The organism is Aeromicrobium sp. P5_D10 (genome assembly GCF_054049535.1).
Genome location: NZ_JBFUME010000011.1, coordinates 14162 through 36496, shown reverse-complemented (window position 1 = coordinate 36496; position 22335 = coordinate 14162). Strand labels below are relative to the sequence as shown.

At 65.0% G+C, this 22335-nt stretch carries 18 protein-coding genes; 6 read left to right on the top strand and 12 right to left on the bottom strand.

Annotated features, from left to right (window positions below; translation table 11 throughout):
• Positions 1-91 precede the first annotated feature (91 nt).
• Positions 92-1102 (top strand): GNAT family N-acetyltransferase, encoded by a 1011-nt coding sequence (locus ACXJKC_RS18580; protein ID WP_456698234.1) that lies wholly within the window; start codon positions 92-94, stop codon positions 1100-1102.
• 32 nt (positions 1103-1134) lie between these two features.
• Here ACXJKC_RS18580 and ACXJKC_RS18575 read toward each other — a convergent pair whose 3' ends face one another.
• Genes ACXJKC_RS18575 through mshB form a run of 4 tightly spaced genes read right to left on the bottom strand, consistent with a single transcriptional unit; the run spans position 1135 to position 4987 of the window.
• Complete coding sequence (locus ACXJKC_RS18575) at positions 1135-3213, bottom strand: VanW family protein (protein ID WP_456698233.1); 2079 nt, start codon at positions 3211-3213, stop codon at positions 1135-1137.
• Positions 3210-3743 (bottom strand): flavin reductase family protein, encoded by a 534-nt coding sequence (locus tag ACXJKC_RS18570; protein WP_456698232.1) that lies wholly within the window; start codon positions 3741-3743, stop codon positions 3210-3212. The genes ACXJKC_RS18575 and ACXJKC_RS18570 overlap by 4 nt, the downstream gene beginning before the upstream one ends.
• Positions 3740-4075 (bottom strand): hypothetical protein, encoded by a 336-nt coding sequence (locus ACXJKC_RS18565; protein ID WP_456698231.1) that lies wholly within the window; start codon positions 4073-4075, stop codon positions 3740-3742. Before ACXJKC_RS18565 ends, ACXJKC_RS18570 begins: the two co-directional genes overlap by 4 nt.
• A 3-nt stretch (positions 4076-4078) precedes the next feature.
• The gene (gene mshB, locus ACXJKC_RS18560; RefSeq protein WP_456698230.1) at positions 4079-4987 is read right to left on the bottom strand and encodes an N-acetyl-1-D-myo-inositol-2-amino-2-deoxy-alpha-D-glucopyranoside deacetylase; all 909 of its coding nucleotides are present in this window, start codon (positions 4985-4987) and stop codon (positions 4079-4081) included.
• Positions 4988-5060: 73 nt separating this feature from the next.
• Here mshB and ACXJKC_RS18555 point away from each other — a divergent pair, with 73 nt between their 5' ends.
• Complete coding sequence (locus tag ACXJKC_RS18555) at positions 5061-7142, top strand: prolyl oligopeptidase family serine peptidase (protein ID WP_456698229.1); 2082 nt, start codon at positions 5061-5063, stop codon at positions 7140-7142.
• Here ACXJKC_RS18555 and ACXJKC_RS18550 read toward each other — a convergent pair.
• The gene (locus tag ACXJKC_RS18550) at positions 7131-7403 is read right to left on the bottom strand and encodes a hypothetical protein (protein ID WP_456698228.1); all 273 of its coding nucleotides are present in this window, start codon (positions 7401-7403) and stop codon (positions 7131-7133) included. The genes ACXJKC_RS18555 and ACXJKC_RS18550 overlap by 12 nt on opposite strands.
• Before the next feature lie 136 nt (positions 7404-7539).
• Between ACXJKC_RS18550 and ACXJKC_RS18545 the strand changes: the two genes are divergently transcribed.
• Entirely contained in the window at positions 7540-9135 is a 1596-nt protein-coding gene (locus ACXJKC_RS18545) for an ABC-F family ATP-binding cassette domain-containing protein (RefSeq protein ID WP_456698227.1), read from the top strand.
• Positions 9136-9139: 4 nt separating this feature from the next.
• Positions 9140-10387, top strand: a complete 1248-nt coding sequence (locus ACXJKC_RS18540) for an FAD-binding protein (protein ID WP_456698226.1) — start codon at positions 9140-9142, stop codon at positions 10385-10387.
• On the opposite strand, the gene ACXJKC_RS18535 is transcribed toward ACXJKC_RS18540, so the two are convergent.
• Together ACXJKC_RS18535 and ACXJKC_RS18530 are read right to left on the bottom strand one after the other, a co-directional pair.
• Entirely contained in the window at positions 10358-11221 is an 864-nt protein-coding gene (locus tag ACXJKC_RS18535; protein ID WP_456698225.1) for a bile acid:sodium symporter family protein, read from the bottom strand. The genes ACXJKC_RS18540 and ACXJKC_RS18535 overlap by 30 nt on opposite strands.
• A gap of 25 nt (positions 11222-11246) precedes the next feature.
• Positions 11247-12011: a phosphotransferase gene (locus tag ACXJKC_RS18530; RefSeq protein ID WP_456698224.1), complete on the bottom strand. Its 765-nt coding sequence runs from the start codon at positions 12009-12011 to the stop codon at positions 11247-11249.
• Between the two features lie 9 nt (positions 12012-12020).
• On the opposite strand from ACXJKC_RS18530, the gene ACXJKC_RS18525 reads away from it, so the two are divergent.
• Together ACXJKC_RS18525 and ACXJKC_RS18520 are read left to right on the top strand one after the other, a co-directional pair.
• Positions 12021-13262, top strand: coding sequence for a YibE/F family protein (locus ACXJKC_RS18525; protein WP_456698223.1), 1242 nt, complete (start codon positions 12021-12023; stop codon positions 13260-13262).
• A gap of 261 nt (positions 13263-13523) precedes the next feature.
• Positions 13524-15647 carry a DEAD/DEAH box helicase gene (locus ACXJKC_RS18520; RefSeq protein WP_456698222.1) on the top strand — a complete coding sequence of 708 codons (2124 nt, stop codon included), beginning with the start codon at positions 13524-13526 and terminating at the stop codon, positions 15645-15647.
• A 27-nt stretch (positions 15648-15674) separates the two neighbouring features.
• Here the strand turns inward: ACXJKC_RS18520 and rnhA are convergent, their stop codons facing one another.
• The 5 genes from rnhA to ACXJKC_RS18495 form a co-directional block, all read right to left on the bottom strand.
• Positions 15675-16157, bottom strand: coding sequence for a ribonuclease HI (gene rnhA / locus ACXJKC_RS18515; protein WP_456698221.1), 483 nt, complete (start codon positions 16155-16157; stop codon positions 15675-15677).
• Positions 16154-16495 carry a DUF2200 domain-containing protein gene (locus ACXJKC_RS18510; protein ID WP_456698220.1) on the bottom strand — a complete coding sequence of 114 codons (342 nt, stop codon included), beginning with the start codon at positions 16493-16495 and terminating at the stop codon, positions 16154-16156. Before ACXJKC_RS18510 ends, rnhA begins: the two co-directional genes overlap by 4 nt.
• 9 nt (positions 16496-16504) lie before the next feature.
• Complete coding sequence (locus ACXJKC_RS18505) at positions 16505-16948, bottom strand: acetyltransferase (RefSeq protein WP_456698219.1); 444 nt, start codon at positions 16946-16948, stop codon at positions 16505-16507.
• 26 nt (positions 16949-16974) lie between these two features.
• Positions 16975-17397 carry a hypothetical protein gene (locus tag ACXJKC_RS18500; protein WP_456698218.1) on the bottom strand — a complete coding sequence of 141 codons (423 nt, stop codon included), beginning with the start codon at positions 17395-17397 and terminating at the stop codon, positions 16975-16977.
• 275 nt (positions 17398-17672) lie between these two features.
• Complete coding sequence (locus ACXJKC_RS18495) at positions 17673-22193, bottom strand: phosphodiester glycosidase family protein (protein WP_456698217.1); 4521 nt, start codon at positions 22191-22193, stop codon at positions 17673-17675.
• Positions 22194-22335 lie beyond the last annotated feature (142 nt).

The following is a 22335-nucleotide window of genomic DNA, read 5'->3' as shown; positions in this document are numbered from 1 at the left end:
TTTTCTCCTTCGGCGAACTCACCCCAGTATCTCGTCTAGGACGACGACACCGGAGGTCAGGTCTGCCTAAACGGCATGGAACTCTTGTGTCATGACTCTAGATGGTGTGGCGCTCGGTTCGCGCATCGTTGTCCGGCATGAGACAGGTCGTGTCGGACCCAGCGGCGGACCGGAGATGACCGACGTCATCGGGCATGTCCGATCCGTCGATCCGTCGTCGGTCACGGTCGAGCATCGCAGCGGCCGTCTCGTCACCGTCGCACGCGGCAGCATCGTGAGTTGGAAGCCGGTTCCAGAGCGGGCCGTGCGACGTCGACGCGCCGTCGCGGTCAGCGCCGAGCAACTGATGCAGATCGCATCCCTTGGCTGGCCGGCGATCGAATCGGTGCCGCTGGGCGACTGGGAGTTGCGGGCCTCGGGCGGATTCACCGGCCGGGCAAATTCGGTCGCAGCGGCAGGTTCCCCCGACATGCCCTTCGCGGATGCGCTCGTCGAGGTACGCGGTTTCTACGAACGACGCGATACGACATCGCTGGCGCAGGTTATCGTCGGCTCGGATCAAGATCGATCCTTCGCAGCCGCCGGATGGGTCGAACTCGACGGATATCACGGCGGCGCAGTCGTCCAGGTCGCCGATCTGGCAGCCTCGTACACCGCAGATCCCGACGCGCGTGTCTCTCCCACTGCCGACGACGCCTGGCTCGCCAACTACGGCCGCGTGGACGACGTGCTCGCGGCCCGGGCCGTCATGGAAGGTCCCTCGCAGGTCGCCTTCATCTCGATCGGCTCCCCGACGATCGCGATCGGGCGCGTCGTCGCGACAGGAGAGTGGGCGGGTCTGTCGGCCGTTGAAGTCCGCCCCGAACACCGCCGCCAGGGACTGTCGCGACGCATCGTCGAAACGTCCTTGGCCTGGGCCGTCGAACACGGTGCCGACAAGGCCTACCTGCAGACGATGCGGACCAACACCGCGGCGCTGGCGCTGTACGCGCCGTACGGATTCGTCGACCACCACGACTACGTCTACCGCCACCCCCCGCTCGCGAGTCACCAAATTGCCGTCCATGAGTCACTTAATTACGTACCGCGAGAACGCAGGTGACTCGCGGTACGTAATTAAATGACTCGCGAGCGTTAGTTGTCGGACTTGGGTTTGGGTTTCTTGCCGCAGATGACGTGATCGGCTGCCTGGTAGTTGGCGGTGTCGGTCTCGGTCTTGACCTTCTTGCCGTCCTTGTAGAACATCCGGTAGATGTCGATGTCGAAACCGGTGATCGGCGCCTGCGGAACACACTGCGGCGTGTCGTCGTACTGCGTACCGGGCGCCCGGTAATTGCGGCGTTCGGACTTGCCGGCCTCGATCTTGTCCCAGACTTTGGTACTCCACAGCTCCACGTGCGTCTTGCCCGACGACGACGGAGTGCTCTTCTCGACGTAGGCCCGGATCAAGACTCCGTACTTCGTCGGATTCTTGAACTTCAGATCGAGGCTTCCGTAGTAGACCGTCGCTTCACGGCCGACCGGATAACGATCGATGTAGAACGCGTGTGGATGATGCTCGACATCGTCCATACCGCCGAAGAAGCCGGCGTTGTAGGTCGTGGTCACCACCTGCGAGACACCACCGCCGAGCTCCTCACGGAAGACCCCGCCGTTGATGACGGTACCCGTGACGAAACCGTTGGCGACAGTACGTTCGCCCACGGTGTCGTTGAAGCTGAACGTCTCGCCGGGTTTGACGATGATCCCGTTGATGAGCTCAGCTCCACGGGACTGGTTGATGTTGCGGTATTCGGCATAGGGGAACTCAGTCTTGCCCTGACCGATCTTCTCGGTGATTTTGAGTGCCTTTGCGTCAGCCGTGGTGAACTCCGGCTCGACCACCTTGGCCTCGACCTCGAGCGACCGGGCTTTGCCGGTCTGGGTCAGCACCGTGACGAGCCTGGTCGCCATCTCCTGGGGCTGGAGCCCGACACCTTCCTTGCCTGGAACCACAACGGGCTTGTTGTTCTGGATCTTGACCGTCGCGTCGACAGCTTTCTTGCCGATTCCGGTCGTGGAGTCGGTCAGGGGCTTGGCGAGCTTCTTGGCGTCGAGATTGAGCTTCAGCAGGCCGCCCTCCACCTGGACGGTCAGCGCCGGCGCGTAGGCCGAAACGGGCAGTGAGACCTTCTTGTCACCGACGACGAGTGTGACCGGACCGCTGACGGCGGGCTCTGCCAACGTCTTCATGGCATCGGCGAGACCTGCCGAATCGACCGCCGGCTCAACGTCGACCGTCGGCACTTTGATGGGTTTGTCGCTGACGAGGTAGGACGTCAGGATCGCGGTCTGCGTGTCGGACTTGGACACGACTCGGCCGGCTTTGGGCTCGCGAGGGACAGGCTTGCCCTTCGCGAACGTAATCTGCGACTCGACGACCTCCTTGTCGACCGACTCGCTGATCGTCGTGATGGCGCTCCGTAGGTTCTCGGCGTCGAAGTCGAACGCCAAGTCGGTCTCCTGTCTGCCGGAGACCAGAGCGACCATGTCGCGTGGATCCCAGCTGCGTTTCGCACCGGCCTGCTCGACCGATTGCTGGGCGTCAAGCACGAGACCGATGTCGCGAGGCTTGATCTGGAACGTCTTCTTGCCGTGGGTCAGATCAATCGGTTTGCCGGCCTGGGGCTCAAGCGCATCCTCCAAGGCCGTGCGGGCCGCGTCGGGGCTCTTACCGCCGACATCGATCCCGCCGATCGTGGCGTCGGCCGGCAACCGCGTCCCGGTGAGGAAGTAGCCGGCGACATACGCCGCTCCCACCAGCACGACGGCACCGAGAAGAACTCGGCGCCCGCGCCGGCGCTTGGGCTTCTTCGCCACCTCTACGGGCTCCTCATCGCGTTGATCTGTGTGTTGTTCGAAGGGTTCGTCACGGGGCTCATCGGAGACCGCCCCTGCCGGCACGACAATCTCCTCGACGGCGTCCTCGACCTCGGGTTCGACGTCGCCGTCGTCATCCAGCTCGTCGCCGTCCTCATCCTCGCTGTCTTCGTCCTCCGGGGCCTCATCGGAGTAGGCGCCGTCGTCGGATGCGACCGTCTTGGGCTCTTCGGGCTCGGAGTCGAGGTCGAGCTCATCGCTTTCGACAACCAGGCCTGGTTCGGCCTGCTGGTCGGGCTCGGCGGAATCCTCGGGCTTGCTGGACTCAGTCGGTTCTTCGGGCTTGTCAGTCATGGGCCGCCCTCATAGACAGTCTTCTCCGAGTCGGGACGCCGCACGATCGTGCCGTAGTGCGAACGGTAATACAACAGCGGGTCGTCGAGGTCTTCGCGGACGCCGGCGCCGGTGACCACACCCATCAGGACAGTGTGGTCCCCGCCGTCGATGACGGTCTCGGTCTCGCATTCGAGCCAGGCCAACGACTGATCGAGCAACACGACACCCGATTCGCCGCGATGGTGCGCGATACCGTCGAACTGACTGTGCAGCGGGCGCCCTTTGTGCGCGAACCACGCGGACGCCGCCATGCCCTCCTCGGCCAAGATGGAAATGCCCCAGAGCTTGCTGTCGAGGACCGCATCGTGGAACCGGCTCGACTTGTGCGAGCACACCAGAACGAGTGGCGGATCGAGCGAGACAGATGTGAAGGCACTGGCCGTCATGGCGTGATCGACGCCGTCGAGAACCGTGGTCACCACCGTCACACCGCTCGCGAACCGGCCCAGAGCCCCTCGAAAGTCGCTCTGGTCGACCGTGACTGTCATTGTCCCAGCCTAGGAGGACGCACCATTGCAAGCACGATGCCCCCCAGCGACACTCCGGTGAACACCCAACCGAGCCAGTCCGATGCGATCAGATAGCTGCCGCCCGGCGACCACTGCAAGACGAGCAATCCGGCTGCCCAACCGAGCGCGAAGCAGGCACTGCCGGTTTTCGCGAGCAGTCCGGCAGCGACCGCCACGACGTACGTCACCGCGATGGCCGACACAAGACCCCAGGGCCAGGTGACGCCGCCGGCATCCCAGACATGACGGTGCGTCACGGCTCCCAGTAGGCATATGTACAGCCCGAGGACCGCCACCACAAAGCGTCTCATCGGCTAGATCCCGGCGAACAGGTCTTCCTCATAGCCGCTGTCGCCGACCGGCCCGCGGACGCCCTTGACCAACCGGTAGAACTCCTGGCCCCAAACGACCGCGGCCATGTCCATACCGCCAGCGAAGAAGGCACCGTCTTCGGTGATCTGTGTGCGGTGCGCTTTCATGGCCGCCAATTTGGCCTGGATGTGGTCCGGTGACTCGATCAGCGCATCGAGGTACTCGTCCTCGATCGCGAACGGCGGCAGATTGTCTGGCTCCATGCCCTCGAACGTCGTCGTGTCGCCCGCATCGCGCAATGCCTGCAGCCCTTCGCGGAACCGCGAGGCCGACATCGCCATCCAGTAGATCTTGGCGATGTCCCACGCCTCGCCGAGGTCGGGTCGAAATGAGCGAGCCGCCGCGAGGTCGGCTGCATAGTGCGCGACCCGGTGGGCCTGGACGTGATCGGGGTGGCCGTAGTTGCCGAAGTCGTCGTACGTCACCAGCACCTGCGGGCGAATCTCGCGGATGATCTCGACCAAGGGCAAGGCTGCCTCGGTCAGATCGGCATGCCAGAAGGCATTGTCGTGAATCTCGTCGGCAGCCGTCGCATGGCCCTTCTCGTCCCATTTCATGCCCGAGTCGCGGAACCGGCCGGCGCCGCCGAGCAGGCGGTGATCCGTGACGCCGAGCACTGCCATCGCCTCATCGAGTTCACTCGCGCGATGCTGGCCCAATTGATCGTCCTGATCGGCTGCCAGGTACGCCAATTCCGGCACCAGTACCTCGCCCATCTCGCCCAGCGTGCAGGTCACCAAGGTGACCTGGGCACCTTCGGCGACGTAGCGGGCCATGGTGACTCCGTTGTTGATCGACTCGTCGTCGGGATGGGCATGGACAAGCAAGATCCGTCGATCGGCGAAGGTCATGAGCCAAGGCTACTGGCCTGGCACGACACATGCCGCGACCAGCTATTTGGGCCGCAGATGATTGGATCGGTGCATGACCGTGTCCTTTCCCCGTCTGGCAGCCCGTACGCTCCGCTTCACCCTCGGCATCCCGCGCAACATCACGGTGTCACCCGACGGCCGGACCGTGCGCTTCATCCGCACGCCTGACGGGGTCACACGTACCGGGCAACTGTGGGAGTTCGATGTCGAATCGGGCACCGAGACGATTCTGGTCGATCCGGCGACCTTGCTGGGCGATGACGGCGAACAGTTGTCGGCACAGGAACGGTCGCGCCGCGAGCGCAGCCGCGAATCCGCTGCGGGCGTCATCGCGTACGACGTCGACGAGACCGGCCGCTGGGCCTGCTTGACCCTCTCCGGGCAGTTGTGGGCCGTGCACCTCGGCGCCAAGGCCGTCACGGCGCTGCCGAGTGTAGGCGGAGTCATCGACCCACGCCTCGACCCGACCGGACGTCATATCGCGTACGCCTCGGACGGCGCACTGCGAATCATCGGTGTCAACGGTCAGGACGAACGCGCACTGGTCTCCCCTGCCTCCGACACCGAGGTCTGGGGGCAGGCCGAGTTCATCGCCGCCGAGGAGATGGACCGCTTCCGCGGATTCTGGTGGGCGCCAGACGGCAAGTCGTTGTTGGTCGAATGCTTCGACGACGCTGCGGTGCACACGTGGCACATCGCCGACCCGGAGAACCCCGACCGTGAGCCCGTCACCCAGCGCTACCCCGCTGCCGGGACGCCTAACAGCACCGTGACGTTGTGGCACATCTCCCTCGACGGGACGCGCACCGAGATCACCTGGGACCGCGACACCTACGAGTACCTCGGCCGGGTCACCTGGACCGCCCACGGAGCACCGCTGTTGCAGGTCCTGAGCCGCGACCAAAAGCGCTCACAGGTGCTGTCGGTCGATCTCACCAGCGGATCGACGTCGGTCCTGCGCGAATTGCATGACGATTCCTGGGTCGAACTCTCGTCGGCTCCGCGCTACACGCCAGGTGGCCGGCTCGTGACGGTCGAGGACGTCGACGGATGGCGTCGCCTCGTCGTCGACGGCACCCCCGTCACACCTGATGAGTGGCAGGTCCGCAGCATCGTGGAGACGTTCGAGGACTGCGTCGTCGCTGCCGCCTCACCAGAGCCCACCGAGATCCATATCGTCCGATTGGGATTCGACGGCACCGTGACTCCGGTCTCGGACGGTCCCGCCGTCCACAGCGCCGTCATCGGGGGCCCGACCACTGTCATCGTCCGATCCGGTCTGGAGTTCGTGGGTACGACGGTCGTGGTCCACACCGAGGACGCGAAGCCGGCCAAGATCCGCGTCGTCGCCGAGCCCGTGCCGTTCGAGCCCATCATCACGATGCTCGATGCCGGTCAACGCAAATTACGCACCGCAGTGCTGTTCCCCCGCAACCACCAGCCCGGATCGCGCCGTCTGCCGGTGCTCATGGATCCCTACGGAGGACCGCACGCCCAACGGGTCATGTCTTCGGCGCGAGCCTTCCTCGAGGCACAGTGGCTCGCCGACCAGGGATTCTGCGTCATCATCGCCGACGGGCGCGGGACGCCGGGGCGCGGGCACGCGTGGGAACGGTCCATCCGCGACGAGTTCGCGACCGTGACACTGGACGACCAGATCGATGCTCTCGCGGCCGTCGCGGCCGAATACCCCGAAGATCTCGACACCGAACGTGTCGGAATCACCGGCTGGTCGTACGGCGGCTACCTCGCAGCGCTCGCTGTCTTGAAGCGGCCGGACGTCTTCCATGCTGCCGTCTCGGGTGCGCCTGTCACGGATTGGCGGCTCTACGACACGTGCTACACCGAGCGGTATCTCGGTGATCCCGCGAGCAGCCCGGAGGTCTACGATCGCAATTCGCTGATCGGTCTGGCCCCCGAACTCGATCGACCGCTGATGTTGATCCATGGACTTGCCGACGACAATGTGGTCGCCGCACACACCCTGCGGCTCTCGTCCGCGCTTCTGGCGGCCGGGCGGGCCCACACAGTTCTGCCGCTGTCGGGAGTCACCCACATGACACCGCAGGAAGTCGTGGCCGAGAACCTCAAACTGCTGCAGGTCGAGTTCCTCAAGGACGCACTAGGAGTCTGACTTCTTCAAGCGTTTCGGCCCAGCCGGCAGGTCCAACGGCGCCGGAGTCGACCGTTCGTCGCCGGGCAGCCAGCCCCCATACACGTCTACCATCGCGATGACCCGATCGTCGAAGGGTGTGACGTGCAGGACCCAGGCACGATCTTCGGAATCGTCTTCGCCTGCGAATCCCTCACGCTCCAATGACGTTGAAAATCCCTCGGATTCCAGTGCCGCGATGAGTTCGGCGGCGTCTTCCTCGGAGTCGAAGTAAATCATCATGTCCACGATCGTATGATGGTCCGGTACGCATTCCCGATCACGAGGTCACCAGTCCGTTGAAGCTCTGAGGTCATTTCCCGCCCGCACAAGTCGATGACGACGGTGCGCGCGATTCCATCGACCTCATGGAGCGCACATGCGTGCAGCTATTTCAATCAACGACCTTCGATTCACCTGGCCCGACGGCAGCAACGTCTTCGATGGACTCGACCTCGGGATCGGCCCGGGCCGTCACGGCCTGGTGGGGCGCAACGGCTCCGGAAAGTCGACTCTGCTGAAACTCGTCGCGGGTGACCTGCCCGTCCAGTCGGGCTCGATCACCGTCGACGGGACATTGGCGTATCTGCCTCAAGATCTGACGGCTGATCCTCGTCGCACGGTGGCCGAGCTGCTCGGCGTCGCCGAGGTCCTCGCGGCACTCCAGCGGATGGACGACGGAGTTGTCCGCACCGAGGACTTCGACGTGATCGGCGACGACTGGGACATCGCCGAGCGGACGACCGCCGAGCTCGGACGACTGGGCCTCGGCCATATCGCCCTCAATCGGACGGTCGACAGCGTTTCGGGCGGGGAGCTCGTGCTGCTGTCCTTGACCGCACTGCTGCTGACCCGCCCCTCGGTGCTGCTGCTCGACGAGCCGACCAACAACCTCGATCTGGCCACCCGACGACGATTGATCGACGTCATCTCGTCGTGGCGCGGGACGCTGCTGATCGTGAGCCATGACCGTGAGCTGCTCAATGCGATGGACGACATCGGGGAGCTTCGGCAAGCTCAGCCGACGGGGTCGGGAGCCGTCCGCTGGTACGGAGGCGGCTACGACGACTACGAGGCCGCGATCGCCGCCGAACAGGAGGTTGCCGAACGCGCTGTCCGGTCGGCGGAGGCCGATGTCCGGGCACAGAAGCGCGAGCTCGCCGAGGCGCAGACCAAGCTCGCCCGGAGCGCCCGCCAAGGTCGCCAGCAGGCTGACAGCATGCCCAAGATCCTCGCCGGCGCCCGCAAACGTGCTGCGCAGGAGACCGCCGGGCGGGTCACCGGAACCCACAAGGATCGCCTGTCGAGCGCGAACGATCAGCTCGACGAGGCCGAGGCCCGGCTGCGCGATGATCGCGAACTCCACATCGATCTGCCCGAAACCGCGGTGCCGCAGGGACGACGGGTCCTCGAAGCCGTGGAGCTTCGTCCACCGCATGGCACCGTCACTCTGGATCTCGACATCCGAGGACCTGAGCGCATCGGTCTGACCGGAGCCAATGGCGTCGGCAAGACCTCACTGCTGCGGACCGTCGTCGGTGAACTCGAGCCGGCCAGCGGAACCGTCGACGTCCTGGTGCCGTGGCGCTATCTGCCGCAGCGCATGAATCTGCTCGACGACTCGCTGACCGTCGCCGAGAACATCGCCCGCATCGCACCAGAGGCCACCGAGACCGATCGACGCTCCAGGCTGGCCAGATTCTTGTTCCGCGGACGGGCCGCCGATCAGCTCGCAGCGACATTGTCGGGCGGTGAACGGTTGCGGGCGACTCTTGCGTGTCTGCTGCTCGCCGAACCTGCACCACAGCTCCTGGTGCTGGACGAACCGACCAATAATCTCGATCTGCCGAGCCTTCGGCACCTGGTCGAGGCACTACGGACGTTCCAAGGAGCTCTGCTCGTCGTGAGCCACGATGAACCATTCCTCCAACAGTTGGAACTGACTCGCCGTATCGAGGTCGAGCCCGCACACTGATCAGGTGAGTGAGACAAACTGGGCCGGCAATGTGATCTACCAGTCCACCACCGTGCACCGACCCAGCAGTGTCGAGCAATTGCAGGAACTCGTGGCGGCCGCCCCGTCGGTCCGCGCGATCGGCAGTCGTCACTCGTTCAACACGATCGCCGACACGCGCGGGATCCACGTGGACACCACGGCCTTGCCCGATCGTTTCGACCTCGACGAGAATGCCCGGACGGTGACCGTCCCGGCCGGTCTCCAGCACGGCGCACTCGTCGAGCGGCTCGATCGCGCAGGCTGGGCGTTGCACAATCTCGCCTCGCTGCCGCACATCTCGGTCGCCGGGGCCGTGTCGACCGGAACCCATGGATCCGGCGACACGAACGGCAGCCTGGCCACGGCCGTCGCGGGCCTCCAACTCGTGACGTCCGATGGTGGATGCCGCGATGTGTCGCGCGGGGACGAGGATTTCGAGGCGATGGTCGTCTCACTCGGGACCCTGGGTGTGCTCACCTACCTGACACTCGACATCGAACCGACCTTCGAAATACGCCAGGACGTCTTCGAGCACCTGCCTTGGTCGGCGGCCGAGGCACATTTCGACGAGATCACCGCCGCTGCCTACAGCGTCAGCATGTTCACCGACTGGGGCGATGACGTGACGTCGGTCTGGCTGAAGTCGCGCGCCACGAAGCCGCGCACGGATCTGTTCGGCGCCGGACCCGCGACCCGGGAGCTGCACCCGCTCCCGGACGTCGATCCGGGCGCCACAACGCGCCAGCTCGGCAGGCCCGGTCCCTGGTGGGACCGGCTCCCGCACTTCCAGCTCGCGTTCACCCCGAGTCACGGCGAAGAACTGCAGACCGAATATCTCCTGCCCCGGCAGCACGCGATCGATGCGATCCGGGCCGTCCGGGCCATGGCTCAGGCCGTCCGGCCGTTGCTGCTGGTCTCAGAGATCCGCACTGTCGCGGGCGATGATCTGTGGCTGAGTCCCAGCCACAGCACCGACTGTGTCGCCCTGCATTTCACCTGGCGTCGTGACGTGCCCGCTGTGACAGCCCTGCTGCCACGGCTCGACGATGCTCTCGCGCCGTTCGTCGCAAGGCCGCACTGGGGCAAGCTGTTCGCCACGACCCCCGAACGACTGGCCGCGGCCTATCCCCAGATCAGTCGATTCCGTACGCTCGCCGATCGGCTCGACCCCGCTGGAACGTTCCGCAACGAACTGACCGATCTATGGCTTGGCCGTGACCGCTCGACGTGACAGCAGGTAACCCCACGCGCCGGCGAAGGCGAACATGAAGATCGAATACACTGCTGCCGGCACCGAGATCTCCGTGTTGTCGAGCACCTCGACCGCGATATAGATCGCGAGCGTCCCGTTGTGGACCCCGATCTCCATCGACGAGGCGATCGCCTGCGATTCAGTGACGCCCAACGCCTTCGGCACGACATAGCCCACGATCAGGCTGATGGCGCAGAACAATCCGGTCGCGAGTCCCACGTCACCGAAGTAGTCGGCGATCTTGTCGCGCTGATCGACCAGGATGCCGATCACCAGGACAGCCAGGATCACTGCCGATCCGATCCGGACAGGTTTGTCGGCGCGGGCGGCGAACCCTGGCCGGGCCGACCGGACGACCATCCCGAGGATGACCGGCACGAGCACAACTGCGAAAACCTCGACGACCTTGGAGAACTGCAGCGACACCGAGTCCTCGCGGTCGTAGTACGCGATCGCGAGGTTGGTGATGATCGGCAGGGTGAAGATCGCGATGACCGAGTTGATCGCGGTCAACGTGACATTGAGAGCCACATCGCCATGGAACAGGTGACTGAACAGATTGGCGCTCGTCCCGCCCGGTGAGGCGGCCAGGAGCAGCATGCCGATGCCCAGCAACGGCGGCAGGTCGAGTAACAGCACCAGCCCGAAACACACCAATGGCAACAAGATCAGCTGACAGGCCAGGGCGATGAAGACCGCTCGCGGGTGTTGACGCACCCGGCGGAAGTCGTCGACCGTCAAGGACAGACCGAGACCGAACATGATGATGCCGAGGGCCAGCGGGAGACCGACTGTCGTCAGTGGTGAATCCATCCAGACACACTAGGGGTGATGTGGGTCACAGCGCAGCATCTATCGCCGGAATGCGGACGCGAAATGCCTCGACCCGGTCGCGGGTGCGCTGAGGTTCGCCGACATCGGCCAGATGGGCGAAGCCCTGATCACCGCGTGCCTGACCTGCCTCGATCCTGTCGGCGGCGGTCGTCATCCGCTCGACGACGGCATTCAGCACCGTCATCGGACCCCACTCGCCGTAGGCGTCGACCAGGATGTCGAGCCTGCGGACGACGTCGTCGATCGGGATCTCGCGGTACAGCGGGATCGCGGTCCACGCCAGGAACGCCAGATCGTCGAGCGGGCGGCCTGGTCCAGCCATGTCCCAGTCGATCATCGCCACGAAGTGACCGCTTTGGATGATCCAGTTGTAGGCACCCGGATCGTTGTGGCAGATGATCTCGTCGGCTCCGAGCGTCGCCTCACCACCACGCCAGACCCGCGCTCCCTCTGGTCGGAACCCCTCGACGATGTCGTGGAAGTCCCGTAGCCATACGACAGCCTCTTCCAGCACCGAATCGAGCACGACTTCCGCATCGATCGGCACACCGCGCCCCTCGACGTACTCCAAAACCTCGCGGCCGTCATCACTCATCCCGTGCAGTCGTGGGATGGCTCCTAGCCCGTTGTCGTGCAAGTACGTCAACAGTTCGTGCACCGCCGGGGTCCACGCGCCGGTCGGTCGGCGCACGGTGCGACCCACCCTCGTGGCGCCGCCCATGGCGCCGGGAAGGTGCTCCGTGTCGTTGGCTGCGTCATCCTCTGGCACGCTTTCATCGTGGCACATTCGCATTCGCACTCACACTCCACAGTTGACTCCGGTCCGCCTCGTCGACAGTTGGCCACAGCACTGGCGGTCGTCGTCCTGGCGATCGCGGCCGTGGCGCTCGCGGCGATGGTCGCTTTGTGGCCCGACAGCGACGCCGTGCCACGGGCTCAGAACCCGTATGGCGCCGACGGGGTCAGCACCGTCGACGCCACCGTGACCAAGGTCGCGCCCTTCAACTGCAACAGCGGCGGCGAGGGCCCCGACGGCAGTGTCGAGATCGCCGGTGACTGCGCCAATGTCACGATCTCGGTCGACGGGGGTACGGGCACTTTCGGCCTCGACGCGTCCCGATACCGGGCCGGCATCGAACCCGGAGACAAGATCCGAGTCATCAGGATCGAGCCTGCGGGCCAGGACGTGTCCTACGAGTTCCTCGACTTCAAGCGCGGCTTCCCGCTGACCGCCCTCGCGTTGATCTTCGGGGTGCTCGTGATCGCCGTCGCCAGATGGCGCGGGCTGTTCGCGATAGTCGGCATCGGAGTGACGCTGTTGGCGCTGACCAAGTTCATGCTCCCGGCCTTCCTCGCCGGCGAGAATCCGCTCCTGGTCGCGATAGTCGGCTCCACCGTCATCATGCTGATAGTCCTGTACCTGGCCCACGGAGTGTCGATCCGTACGACGTCGGCGCTGTTCGGGACCCTGGTCGGCATCGCGATCACTGCCCTCATCGGTCTCGCCGCCACCGGGTGGACCCAACTCAGCGGCATCGGGTCGGAGGACGATCAGCGGTTGATCGCGACGGCTCCGGGCATCTCCTTGTCGGGGATCGTCGCCGGAACCATGGTCATCGCGGGTCTCGGCGTACTCAACGACGTCACGGTCACCCAAGCCAGTGCCGTCTGGGAGATGCGGGCGCTGAAACCCGCCGCTCGCGGCGCCGAATTGTTCGCCTCGGCGATGCGGATCGGCCGCGATCACATCGCCTCCAGCGTCTACACCCTCGTCTTCGCGTACGCCGGTTCGGCCATGACGATCCTGCTGCTCGCATCGGCGTACCAACGCGGATTCGCCGATATCGCCACGACCGAGGAGATCGGCCAGGAGATCGTCCGCACCTTGGTCGGGGCCATCGGGCTCGTGCTCGCGGTACCCGTCACGACGCTGTTCGCGGTATGGCTCGCGCCGTCACGAAGCAATGAGCCTGCGGCAATGCGGACAGGCGGCAGCCACGCCGGCCCGGCAGGCGGCTGAACCGCAGGAAAACCGCGAAATAGGGGGGCTTCGCAGGCATGCTGACACCTTCGGGGGTAGCATGAATGCGACACCGAACCCCGCAGCGTTGCTTACCGAGCGACATTGATTGCTCAGGGCCGTGATGCGAGATCTGATCCGCGATCAGTTCGCCGTATGTCACCCGTCCGCCGTAGCTGTGTCTTGTTTCGCAGGTCTACCAGCAGGAACGGTGTCGGCAGATCGCCGGACGACCGTCCGGCACTCCAACAGGAGGAACTCTTGGCTCGACGAGGCCCGCGGCAGACCGGCAACACTCGCACGGCACCCCGCCAGCAACGCACTGCCCGACCCCTCGAAAAGGGCGACATCATCCGGGTGCTCGCCCGTGCTGTCCGCGAGGTCGAGGCCAAGGCCCAACGCGGCCCGTTGACGGCATCCGGTCGGACCAAGTTCCAGGTCGTCGCTCTCCTCGTGCGCGAAGAACGCAATCGCGTCAAAGCCCAAAAGGACATCACCGACGCGCAGCGGGCCGAACAGCTCAAGCGTCTCGACGGCGTCGCCACGATCCTGGCGCAGACTGTTGCGCTGGATCCCACGGTCTACCCGTTGCTCGACGAGAATGCGGTCTTCACCGACGCTGCCGACACACTGCGCAGCGAGATGCTGCAGGCCGCCGGTATCGAGCAGGCCACCACGACCCAGTCCGACGACACCGTCGCGACTCCGGCCGCCGCCGAACGTCGGGTGGTCCCGCAATCGGTCATCTCCCGCCAGCTTGCGAATCCATTCCTCGCCCCCGACTTCTCGGCCGTCGAGCAGAAATCGGCCAGTCCCAAGCGACTGTCGACCTGGGAGTTGCTCGGGCCACTGTTCCGTGCCTTCGAGTACGGCGGCTCGTCATCGTGCATGCCGCTTCCCGAACCGGGATTCCTCATGACCCCGGGCGGTCTCGAGCTGATGCCGCACCAGGCACAAGTCGTCGCCGCAGCAGCCGAGGGACACCGCACCTTCCTGCTCGCCGACGAGCCGGGTCTGGGCAAGACCGCTCAAGCGCTGCTCGCCGCACACGCCGCAGATGCGTACCCCTTGCTCGTCGTGGTGCCCAATGTGGTCAAGACCAACTGGGCGCGCGAGGCCGATCTCTGGACGCCCAGCCGCAAGGCCACTGTGATCCACGGTGACGGCGATTCGATCGACGGCTTTGCCGACATCGTCGTCGTCAACTATGAAGTCCTCGACCGACACGTCGGCTGGCTGGGCGACTTCGGTTTCCGCGGCATGGTCGTCGACGAAGCGCACTTCATCAAGAACAAGTCATCGCAGCGATCACAGCATGCTTTGGAGCTGTCGGAGCGGATCCGCAAACGGGTTCCACGTCCGCTGCTCATGGCGCTGACCGGCACCCCGCTGATCAACGACATCGAGGATTTCCGCGCGATCTGGCAGTTCCTGGGCTGGATTGATGACAAGAAGCCCCTCGACGAGCTCATGGAGCGCCTCGAAGACACCGGCCTGTCCCCCGCCGATTCCGGTTTCTACTCCGCAGCACGCACCAGCGTCATCAGCATGGGCATCGTGCGCCGCCGCAAGGTCGACGTCGCGGCTGACATCCCGGCCCGCCGCATCGCCGATCTGCCCGTCGAGCTGGACGACGCGATGGGACGCTCGATCCGCGATTCCGAGCGTGAGCTGGCGCGTCGTCTCGTCGCGCGCTACGACACCGCGCTGGAGACCCGTTCGTCCGGCATCGTCGTCGACGGTATCGATCACGAACTCGTGCGCCGGGTTGCGACGTGGGAACGCGAGGACACCGACAACGAGAAGACCGGTGAGAACGTCTTCGGCATGATGCGACGCATCGGCCAGGCCAAGGCCGGCCTCGCGGCCGATTACGCCGCGCAACTGTCGCGCAATGTCGGCAAGGTCGTGTTCTTCGCCAAGCACATCGACGTCATGGACGTCGCCGAGGAGACCTTCACCAAGCGCGGGATCCGGTTCACCTCGATCCGCGGCGATCAGACGGCCAAGGCCCGCCAGGCCGCGATCGACGGCTTCACGAACGACGAGGACGTCGAGATCGTGGTCTGCTCGCTGACCGCCGCCGGCGTCGGGCTCAATCTGCAGGTCGCTTCCAACGTCGTCCTGGCCGAACTGTCGTGGACCGACGCCGAGCAGACCCAGGCGATCGACCGCGTGCACCGTATCGGTCAGGCCGAGCCCGTCACGGCATGGCGCATCATCGCCGCGCAGACGATCGACGGCAAGATCGCCGAGCTGATCGACAGTAAGGCCAGCCTGGCTGCCCGGGCGCTCGACGGCTCCGATCAGGAGATCTCGTCGTCGGCCGATATCCAACTCGAGGCACTCGTCGCGCTGCTCACCGAGGCGCTCGAAGACCGCTGACCGTCACGGGCCACGTCGACGTCCGAGCTAGAGCGCCGACCCGCCGGTGAGTGCCTCCAACATTCCTTTGGTCGCCAGCTGGTCGGCCAGCTCATTGTCGGGGACTCCCGAGTGGCCCTTGACCCAGAACCACTCGACCTGGTGGCGTTCGCAGGCCTTCTTGAGTCGCTGCCACAGGTCGACGTTCTTGACCGGCTGCTTGGCGGACGTCCGCCAGCCATTGCGCTCCCAGCCGGCCATCCATTGCGTGATACCGCCGCGGACGTACGTGCTGTCGGTGTGCAGATGAACCAGGACCGGACGGGTCAAGGCTTCCAGCGCCATGATGGGGGCGGTCAGCTCCATGCGGTTATTGGTCGTCGCCGACGGTTCGGCGCCGTACATCTGCCGCACATGGGTTCCGTGCCGCAGCACGGCTCCCCATCCGCCGGGACCAGGATTGGGCTTGCAGCCGCCATCGGTGTGGATCAGAACTGCTTCTTCGGCCGCGAAGCCCTCCGGCTGCATCATGCGCGCAGGACCTTCTCGATCGTCTTGCCCTTCGCCAACTCATCGACGAGTTTGTCGAGGTAGCGGATCTTCTGCATCAACGGGTCCTCGACTTCCTCGACCCGCACCCCGCACACCACGCCGGTGATCAGTTTCGCGTTCGGGTTGAGCTGCGCGTCCGCGAAGAAGTCCTCGAACGTCGTCTCCGCGGCCAGATGGGCGTCCAACCGGGTCGCGTCGAAACCGGTCAGCCATTCGATGACACGATCCAGTTCGGCTTTCGTGCGCCCTTTCTTCTCGACCTTCGTCACGTAATGGGGATAGACCGACGCGAAGCTCGTCGTGAAGATGCGGTGCATCCGACGAGTTTAGCCGCGCCGGAGCCGCAGCAGCGGGTACGGACGTCCCGCCTCGTCCACCTCGCTGCGACCCACGATCTCGAACCCCTTGTGGACGTAGAACCCGGTGGCGTCAGGATTCTGCTCGTTGACCTGCACCGCGAGTACCCCCTGTTTACGCACGACGTGATCGAGCAGTACGGAACCGATCCCCCGACCACGGAACGTGTCGTCCACGAACAGCATCTCCAGGTTCTCCTGTGCGGTTCCGGCAAATCCGACAGGTCGTCCGCCGACGACGGCGACTGTCAACTCGACGCTGGGCAGATAGGCCGAAGGCAACTGGTCCTCGATCTCCTGGCGGTCGGCTTGCGTCAAGAAGCCGTGCGTCGCTTCTACGGCACTTCGCCAGATCGCCACCAGCGCGGGGAACTCCTCGACGCCCAGGCACGGGCGCACTTCTACATCACGCATATCTTCTTCCTTGATTTTGAGCGTGCTCAATCGAGCAGACGCCGAACTGCCGCCCGCGACAGCAGAAGGGTCGCGATCAAACCGCTGACCGACCAGAAACCACCAAGGCTGACCGACTCGCCGAAGGCCAGATTGACGAGTTCGAGGACGATGAACTTACTCCCGGCGGCAACCAACCAGATCAGCAACGCCGAACCGATCTTGCCGCGCCTCGTCGTCGCCGCGAGCAGGCGGATCTTGAGCCGTTCCTTCACCGCGAGCACCACCTCGAGGGAGACCTTGAGCAGCACCGCCGTCAGTAGCGAGAGCGTGAATCCCTCGCTGATCACCGCAGGGACGTACTCCACTGCAAGGTTGAGCACCACGACGTATACGAAGACGTCGACGACGTCGCTCGGACGCGCACGCGCCCATCGGCGTACGGGACCACTGCGCTTCTCGCTCGTCACCGCGTCAGCATGGCAGGTCGACGTCAGGCCGAGCCAGCGCGAGCACCTCGTCGAGAGGGGCCAGTCCGCCAAGGCTGCAATCCCGCTGAGGCTCCGAAGCCCCTTCACAAGAGCCTGTGCACCGCTCCTTCTGGCTCAAACCAGCCTGCCAGTGACCACTGACAGGGGCCCGATCGGCGCCTTGACTCGAGGTGCTGTGGGCAGGAGCGGACCCTGAAGCCGTTCGTGCGGGCCGGCCCCCGAGAGAGCCGACCCGCACGACACCGCCTTTCACCTCAGCGGCGTACCTTGGCACTGCGCTTCGAGGTGCGCTGGGCAGTCTCGTAGCCGGCCTTCGTACCCTTCACCGTGACGCGGATCCGCTTGCCGACGTCGGCCTTGCCCAACTTGAAGCTCGGCCTGGACGTGACTCGCACCAGCTTGGTGCCGCGGTACCACCGGTACGTCAGCTTGGCGCCATTCCACTTTCCGGTGGCAACCCGGAGCACCTTGCCCTTCGCCGCCTTGCCACGCAGTACCGGCTTGCTCGTGGCAAGTTTGCCCGGCCGCACCTTCGCGGTGACCGTGCTGTCGCGGCTGACGGCGACCTTGCCGGCCTTCGCCCCCAGTACCCGGACCGCGAGTTGCCTGCCGTGATCCGCGGCGGTCGGCGTGTACGCCGAACCGGTCGCACCGACGATCGGCCTGCCCGATCGCAGCCACTGGTAGCTGAACGATGCGCCCGCCTCCCAACGGCTGGCCACAGCTCGTAGTCGTACCCCGACCCTGGCTGCACCCGAGATGACCGGTACCGCCGAGTCCACGACTTCGGGAACCGGCTCTGGATCAGGCGGAGTCGTCGGCCGGGTGACCGTCGCGCTCGCCTCGCTCGTCACCTGAGCGTCGGCATAGCCGTCCAGGTGCCCGGTCACGACCACCTGGATCTGCGCGCCGAGGTCGGCATCATCCACCAGATAGCTGCTGGAACGAGCACCGTCGATCGGCACACCATGACGCAGCCATTGGTACGTGAGCGTGGTTCCAGCAAGCCACTCACCCATGTGTGCACGTAGTCCGGCACCCACCACGGGGTCACCGGTCAGGCCCACCGTGGGTGCCTGCTGGCTTGCCGGTGCGACCGCACCTTGCGTTGCAGCGGTGACCGTCACCGTGGCCCGGCCATCGCCGGAGACAGTTGCCTGAACCGTCAGAGGCTGCCCGATATCGGCGACGTCGACCTCGCGGGTTGCTTGGGTCGCCCCCGCAATCGGGGTGCTGCCACGCAGCCACTGATACTTGACATCAGCGCCGTCGGCCCATGGACCGAGCTTGGCTGCCAGTTTCGCGCCGTACACGGCTTGGCCGTCCAAAGCGATTTCGCCGCCCGTGACGGAGAAGTCGACCGTCGCCGAACCGTCATTGACCGCCAGTTCGGCCGTTCCTGAACCGGCGCGCAACGCCGTCAGCTGCTGAGTCTCCGGGTCGAGTGCGGCAATGCTGCCCGCAGGGGCATCGTCGACCGAACCGATGAAAACGCCAGCAGATCCTGTCCACCGCGAGCTGACCGGGTAGGCCAGATCGAATGGCTGGGTGTCGTCCTGGGTGACCTTCGGCTCGGTGTCGAAAACCTCGCCGACCTTGAGTACCTTGGTCGGCTTGGCCACCTTGAGCTCGTCGACACGAGCGTTGACCTCTGCGCTCAACCACTGCGAGCCGAGAGTCTCCGAATCCTGCCAGCGTCCCTCAACCGGGTCGATGCCGAGCATCGTCCACCCGGTGAAGCCACCTTGAGCCGGAGTCGAGGCAGGACCCTTGCCGGAGTTGCCGTTGACCAGATGGGGCACCCCGTCAACCGTCTCGGCATGGAACACTCCGACGTGCGAACCGACGAATGCGACCGACTTACCTGATTCAGCTCTGAACCCGGTCAGCCAGTCTTCCAGCATCGCCGCTTCCTTGCGGTCGGTGAGCTGGCTGCCCTTGGTCGGCAGCGGGTCGTCGATCGGATGATGTGAGAACAACACGACACCGGTGACCTGGGGGTCGTCGGCCGCCTCATCGAGCTGCGTACGAAGATCTCGAACCTGACTGAACGAAGTGGCAAGCTTTCCGGTCGAGGAGTTCAGTGTGATGAACCGGGTGTTCTTCAACTTGAAATCGTGATTCGTCGCCCCGAACTCATCGGAGAAGTTGCTGATCGGACCGCCCATGATTTCGTGGTTGCCCGGCACGTAGTACCAGGGGAAATCGGCGTCGGCCAGCTCCTCGTCGAGGATGTCGCGAGCCAGGTCGAAATCTGCCTTCGACGCCTCGTCGACGAAGTCGCCGTTGATCACCAACGCGTCCGGCTTGGCAGCCACGATCTCCCTCAGGGCATCGCGTGCACCCGCCACCGCGCCGCTGTCGGGATCACGTGCCACGAACTGTGCATCCGACATCACCGCAACGCGCAGCGGCTCTTCGGACGTGCCGCCAGTCGTGGTCACGACCGGGTCTTCGATCCGTTCGCTCGCCGGCGCCTTGACGCCGTCGGGCGGCAGATAGGCATAGATCTTGGAAAATTCCATCGAGCCGACATACTGCTTGGCCGCGACAGTCTCCAGGATTCTGATCCGCTCAAGCTTCAGCGGGAACTCAAATGAGCTCGGCACCACAAAGTCCTTGCGCTCCCAACCGGTCCAGGTCGCGTACAGAGAAGTCGGCTCGCCAGTCACCTCGTCCGCTCCGTCGATCCAGTTGCGCACCCCATTGGATTGCATGACCTGGAGGCGTAGGAGCGCGCCATTGCCATCGCCCTTGATCCAGACCGAGAGCTTCTGCGGCCGACCTGGAATGTCGATCCCGCCCGAACCGCCCGCAACCGCACCTGGGGCGACGGCGTAGCGACCGCGTGTGCCCGTGGACTCGGTGAAGTTGTAATCGAGCTTGATGCTGGGAGCGCCGTCATGGCCCTCGCCTGCCGTCATACCACCTGTCGGGGCCCGATCCTGGGCAGTCGTCCAGCCGCTCGTGTCGGAGAAGTCGTCGATGAGCCGCACTTCGAGCGGTACTGCGACCGCGACCTCGGCGGTCAGGTTGCCATTGCGGAACGTCACCGTGCCAGTGCCTTCGTCGCCGGTTGCCGTGACCAGGAACTGCCCGTCAGGTGTCGGCTCAACCGAGAACGCGCCGGGATTGGGGTTGTCCACCTTGAGGTCTGCGGGTTCCACAGGAGCCGTGAAGCCCTGGCTGTCTCGACCCGTGATCGACAACAGCTTGCTCGAACCCTTGCGCTCCAAGTTGACGACGCTGTGGTCGACGGTCAACTGCGTAGGACGACCGAGAACCTGCACCTTGGTCGCGCCGACGGCGACACCGCGGCCGGCGCGGACGTTGACAGTGCCCTGCTCCTGCCCGAGGACGATGCCGTCCTTGACCGTCGCGGTACGACGATCACCGCTCGACCACGATGTGGGGTCCTGCTTGACGGGAGAACGAGTTTCGTCATATCCGCGACCGATCAGAGTGCGTTGAAAGCCGGTGAAAACCCGATCAGCGTCATCGCCCTGCGCCCGGGGCTCCACGGAGTAGCCTTCCAATTCACCGGAGCCCTGCTGCGCCAGCGCCAACCCCATCCCATCGCCGTCGTGACGCTCATAGCCGTCGGAAGGAGAGTTGGTGATGGTGGTCTTTTCGCTGCCAGCGCGACGTAGGTTCATCTGACTCGACCCGCCTCCGTCGGCGTTGATCGCATCGTCCGCGCCGAGATCGAGCATCAGGCGGCCCATTTCACCAAAGCCCATGCCCTTCGCAACAGCCGTGCGACCGTCGACGACCGCGAAGTAGGCGGTGCGCCGATCCTCGCTGAAGCCGATCATGGTGCGCGGGTTGAGCCCGGAGAAGTAGTCCTGGGAGGCATCGAACGCAACTGTCTTTCCGTCCGTCACCAAGGGGTGCCAGGCACCACCGGCCTGCTCGATGTCGAGGTTCGCCTCATTCACGCCGTAGTCGATGGTCAGCCGATCCCCTGCACCGAGCTGGCGGAATTTGACGGCGGCAGGACTCGAGTCGGCTGCGACCAGGGCTTGGTGGCCTGCAGCGAGCGTCCCCTCGCCGACCGTGTCGTCGACCGACACCACTCTGCCGTCCGAACCCACGACGACTTCGACGCCCGCAGCCGGGGAGTTGAGGGTACGCGCGCGCGAAAAGTCACCCCACTGCGCGTTGTAGAGAGAGACGCCGTTGGTCGGCGCCGACGAAACGTTGACACCGGTGATCGTCACTGCGGTGTCGTCGGCGAACTTCGCTGAACCGACCAATGCCAGGTTCACCAGCGCACCCAGTCCGTCGCGGGTCATGCCGATCGAGGCGGAGGCATCAGGGTTGCCGGACTTGATGATCTTGCCGTCCTGGATCCCCCAGCCCGCCGCCGCTGCGGAGTTGTTGATATCGAACCGGTCGAGGTTAACTCCGGCGATCGCGCCGTTGTCTTCCGTCATTTCGGTGACCGTGCCACCCTTACCTGCCACCGTTTTCGGTGTCAGATAGCGCATCTTCACCGTCGAATCGGACAACTTGGCCTTGAGCACGTTGATCTGCTGCCAGCCGTCAGGACCGAGTCGTTCCCACTTGACGTGGACGAGTCCCGGTGCGATCTCTTCACGCTCGACTTGATTGACCACGGCACTGCCACTGCGGTCGAGGTTCATACCGTCCACCACCACAGATGCCGATTCCGCAACGGCGGGCGGCGCCATGGCCACCACCCCGCTCACGGTCAGGCCCACGATGGTCGCGCCGGTGACTGTCCGCCACCCGCGTCTGGCTGTACTACTCACTGTTGGTTCTCCGTCTCCGCGCCGGTCATTGGGCGAGCTCCGGGAACAAACCCGGAGCTCGCTCGAACCGTCTCGAAACCAGAAGAACCATCGACCAACGAGATGCCAACCTGACACGAACACCTGGCACCTTCACACCAAC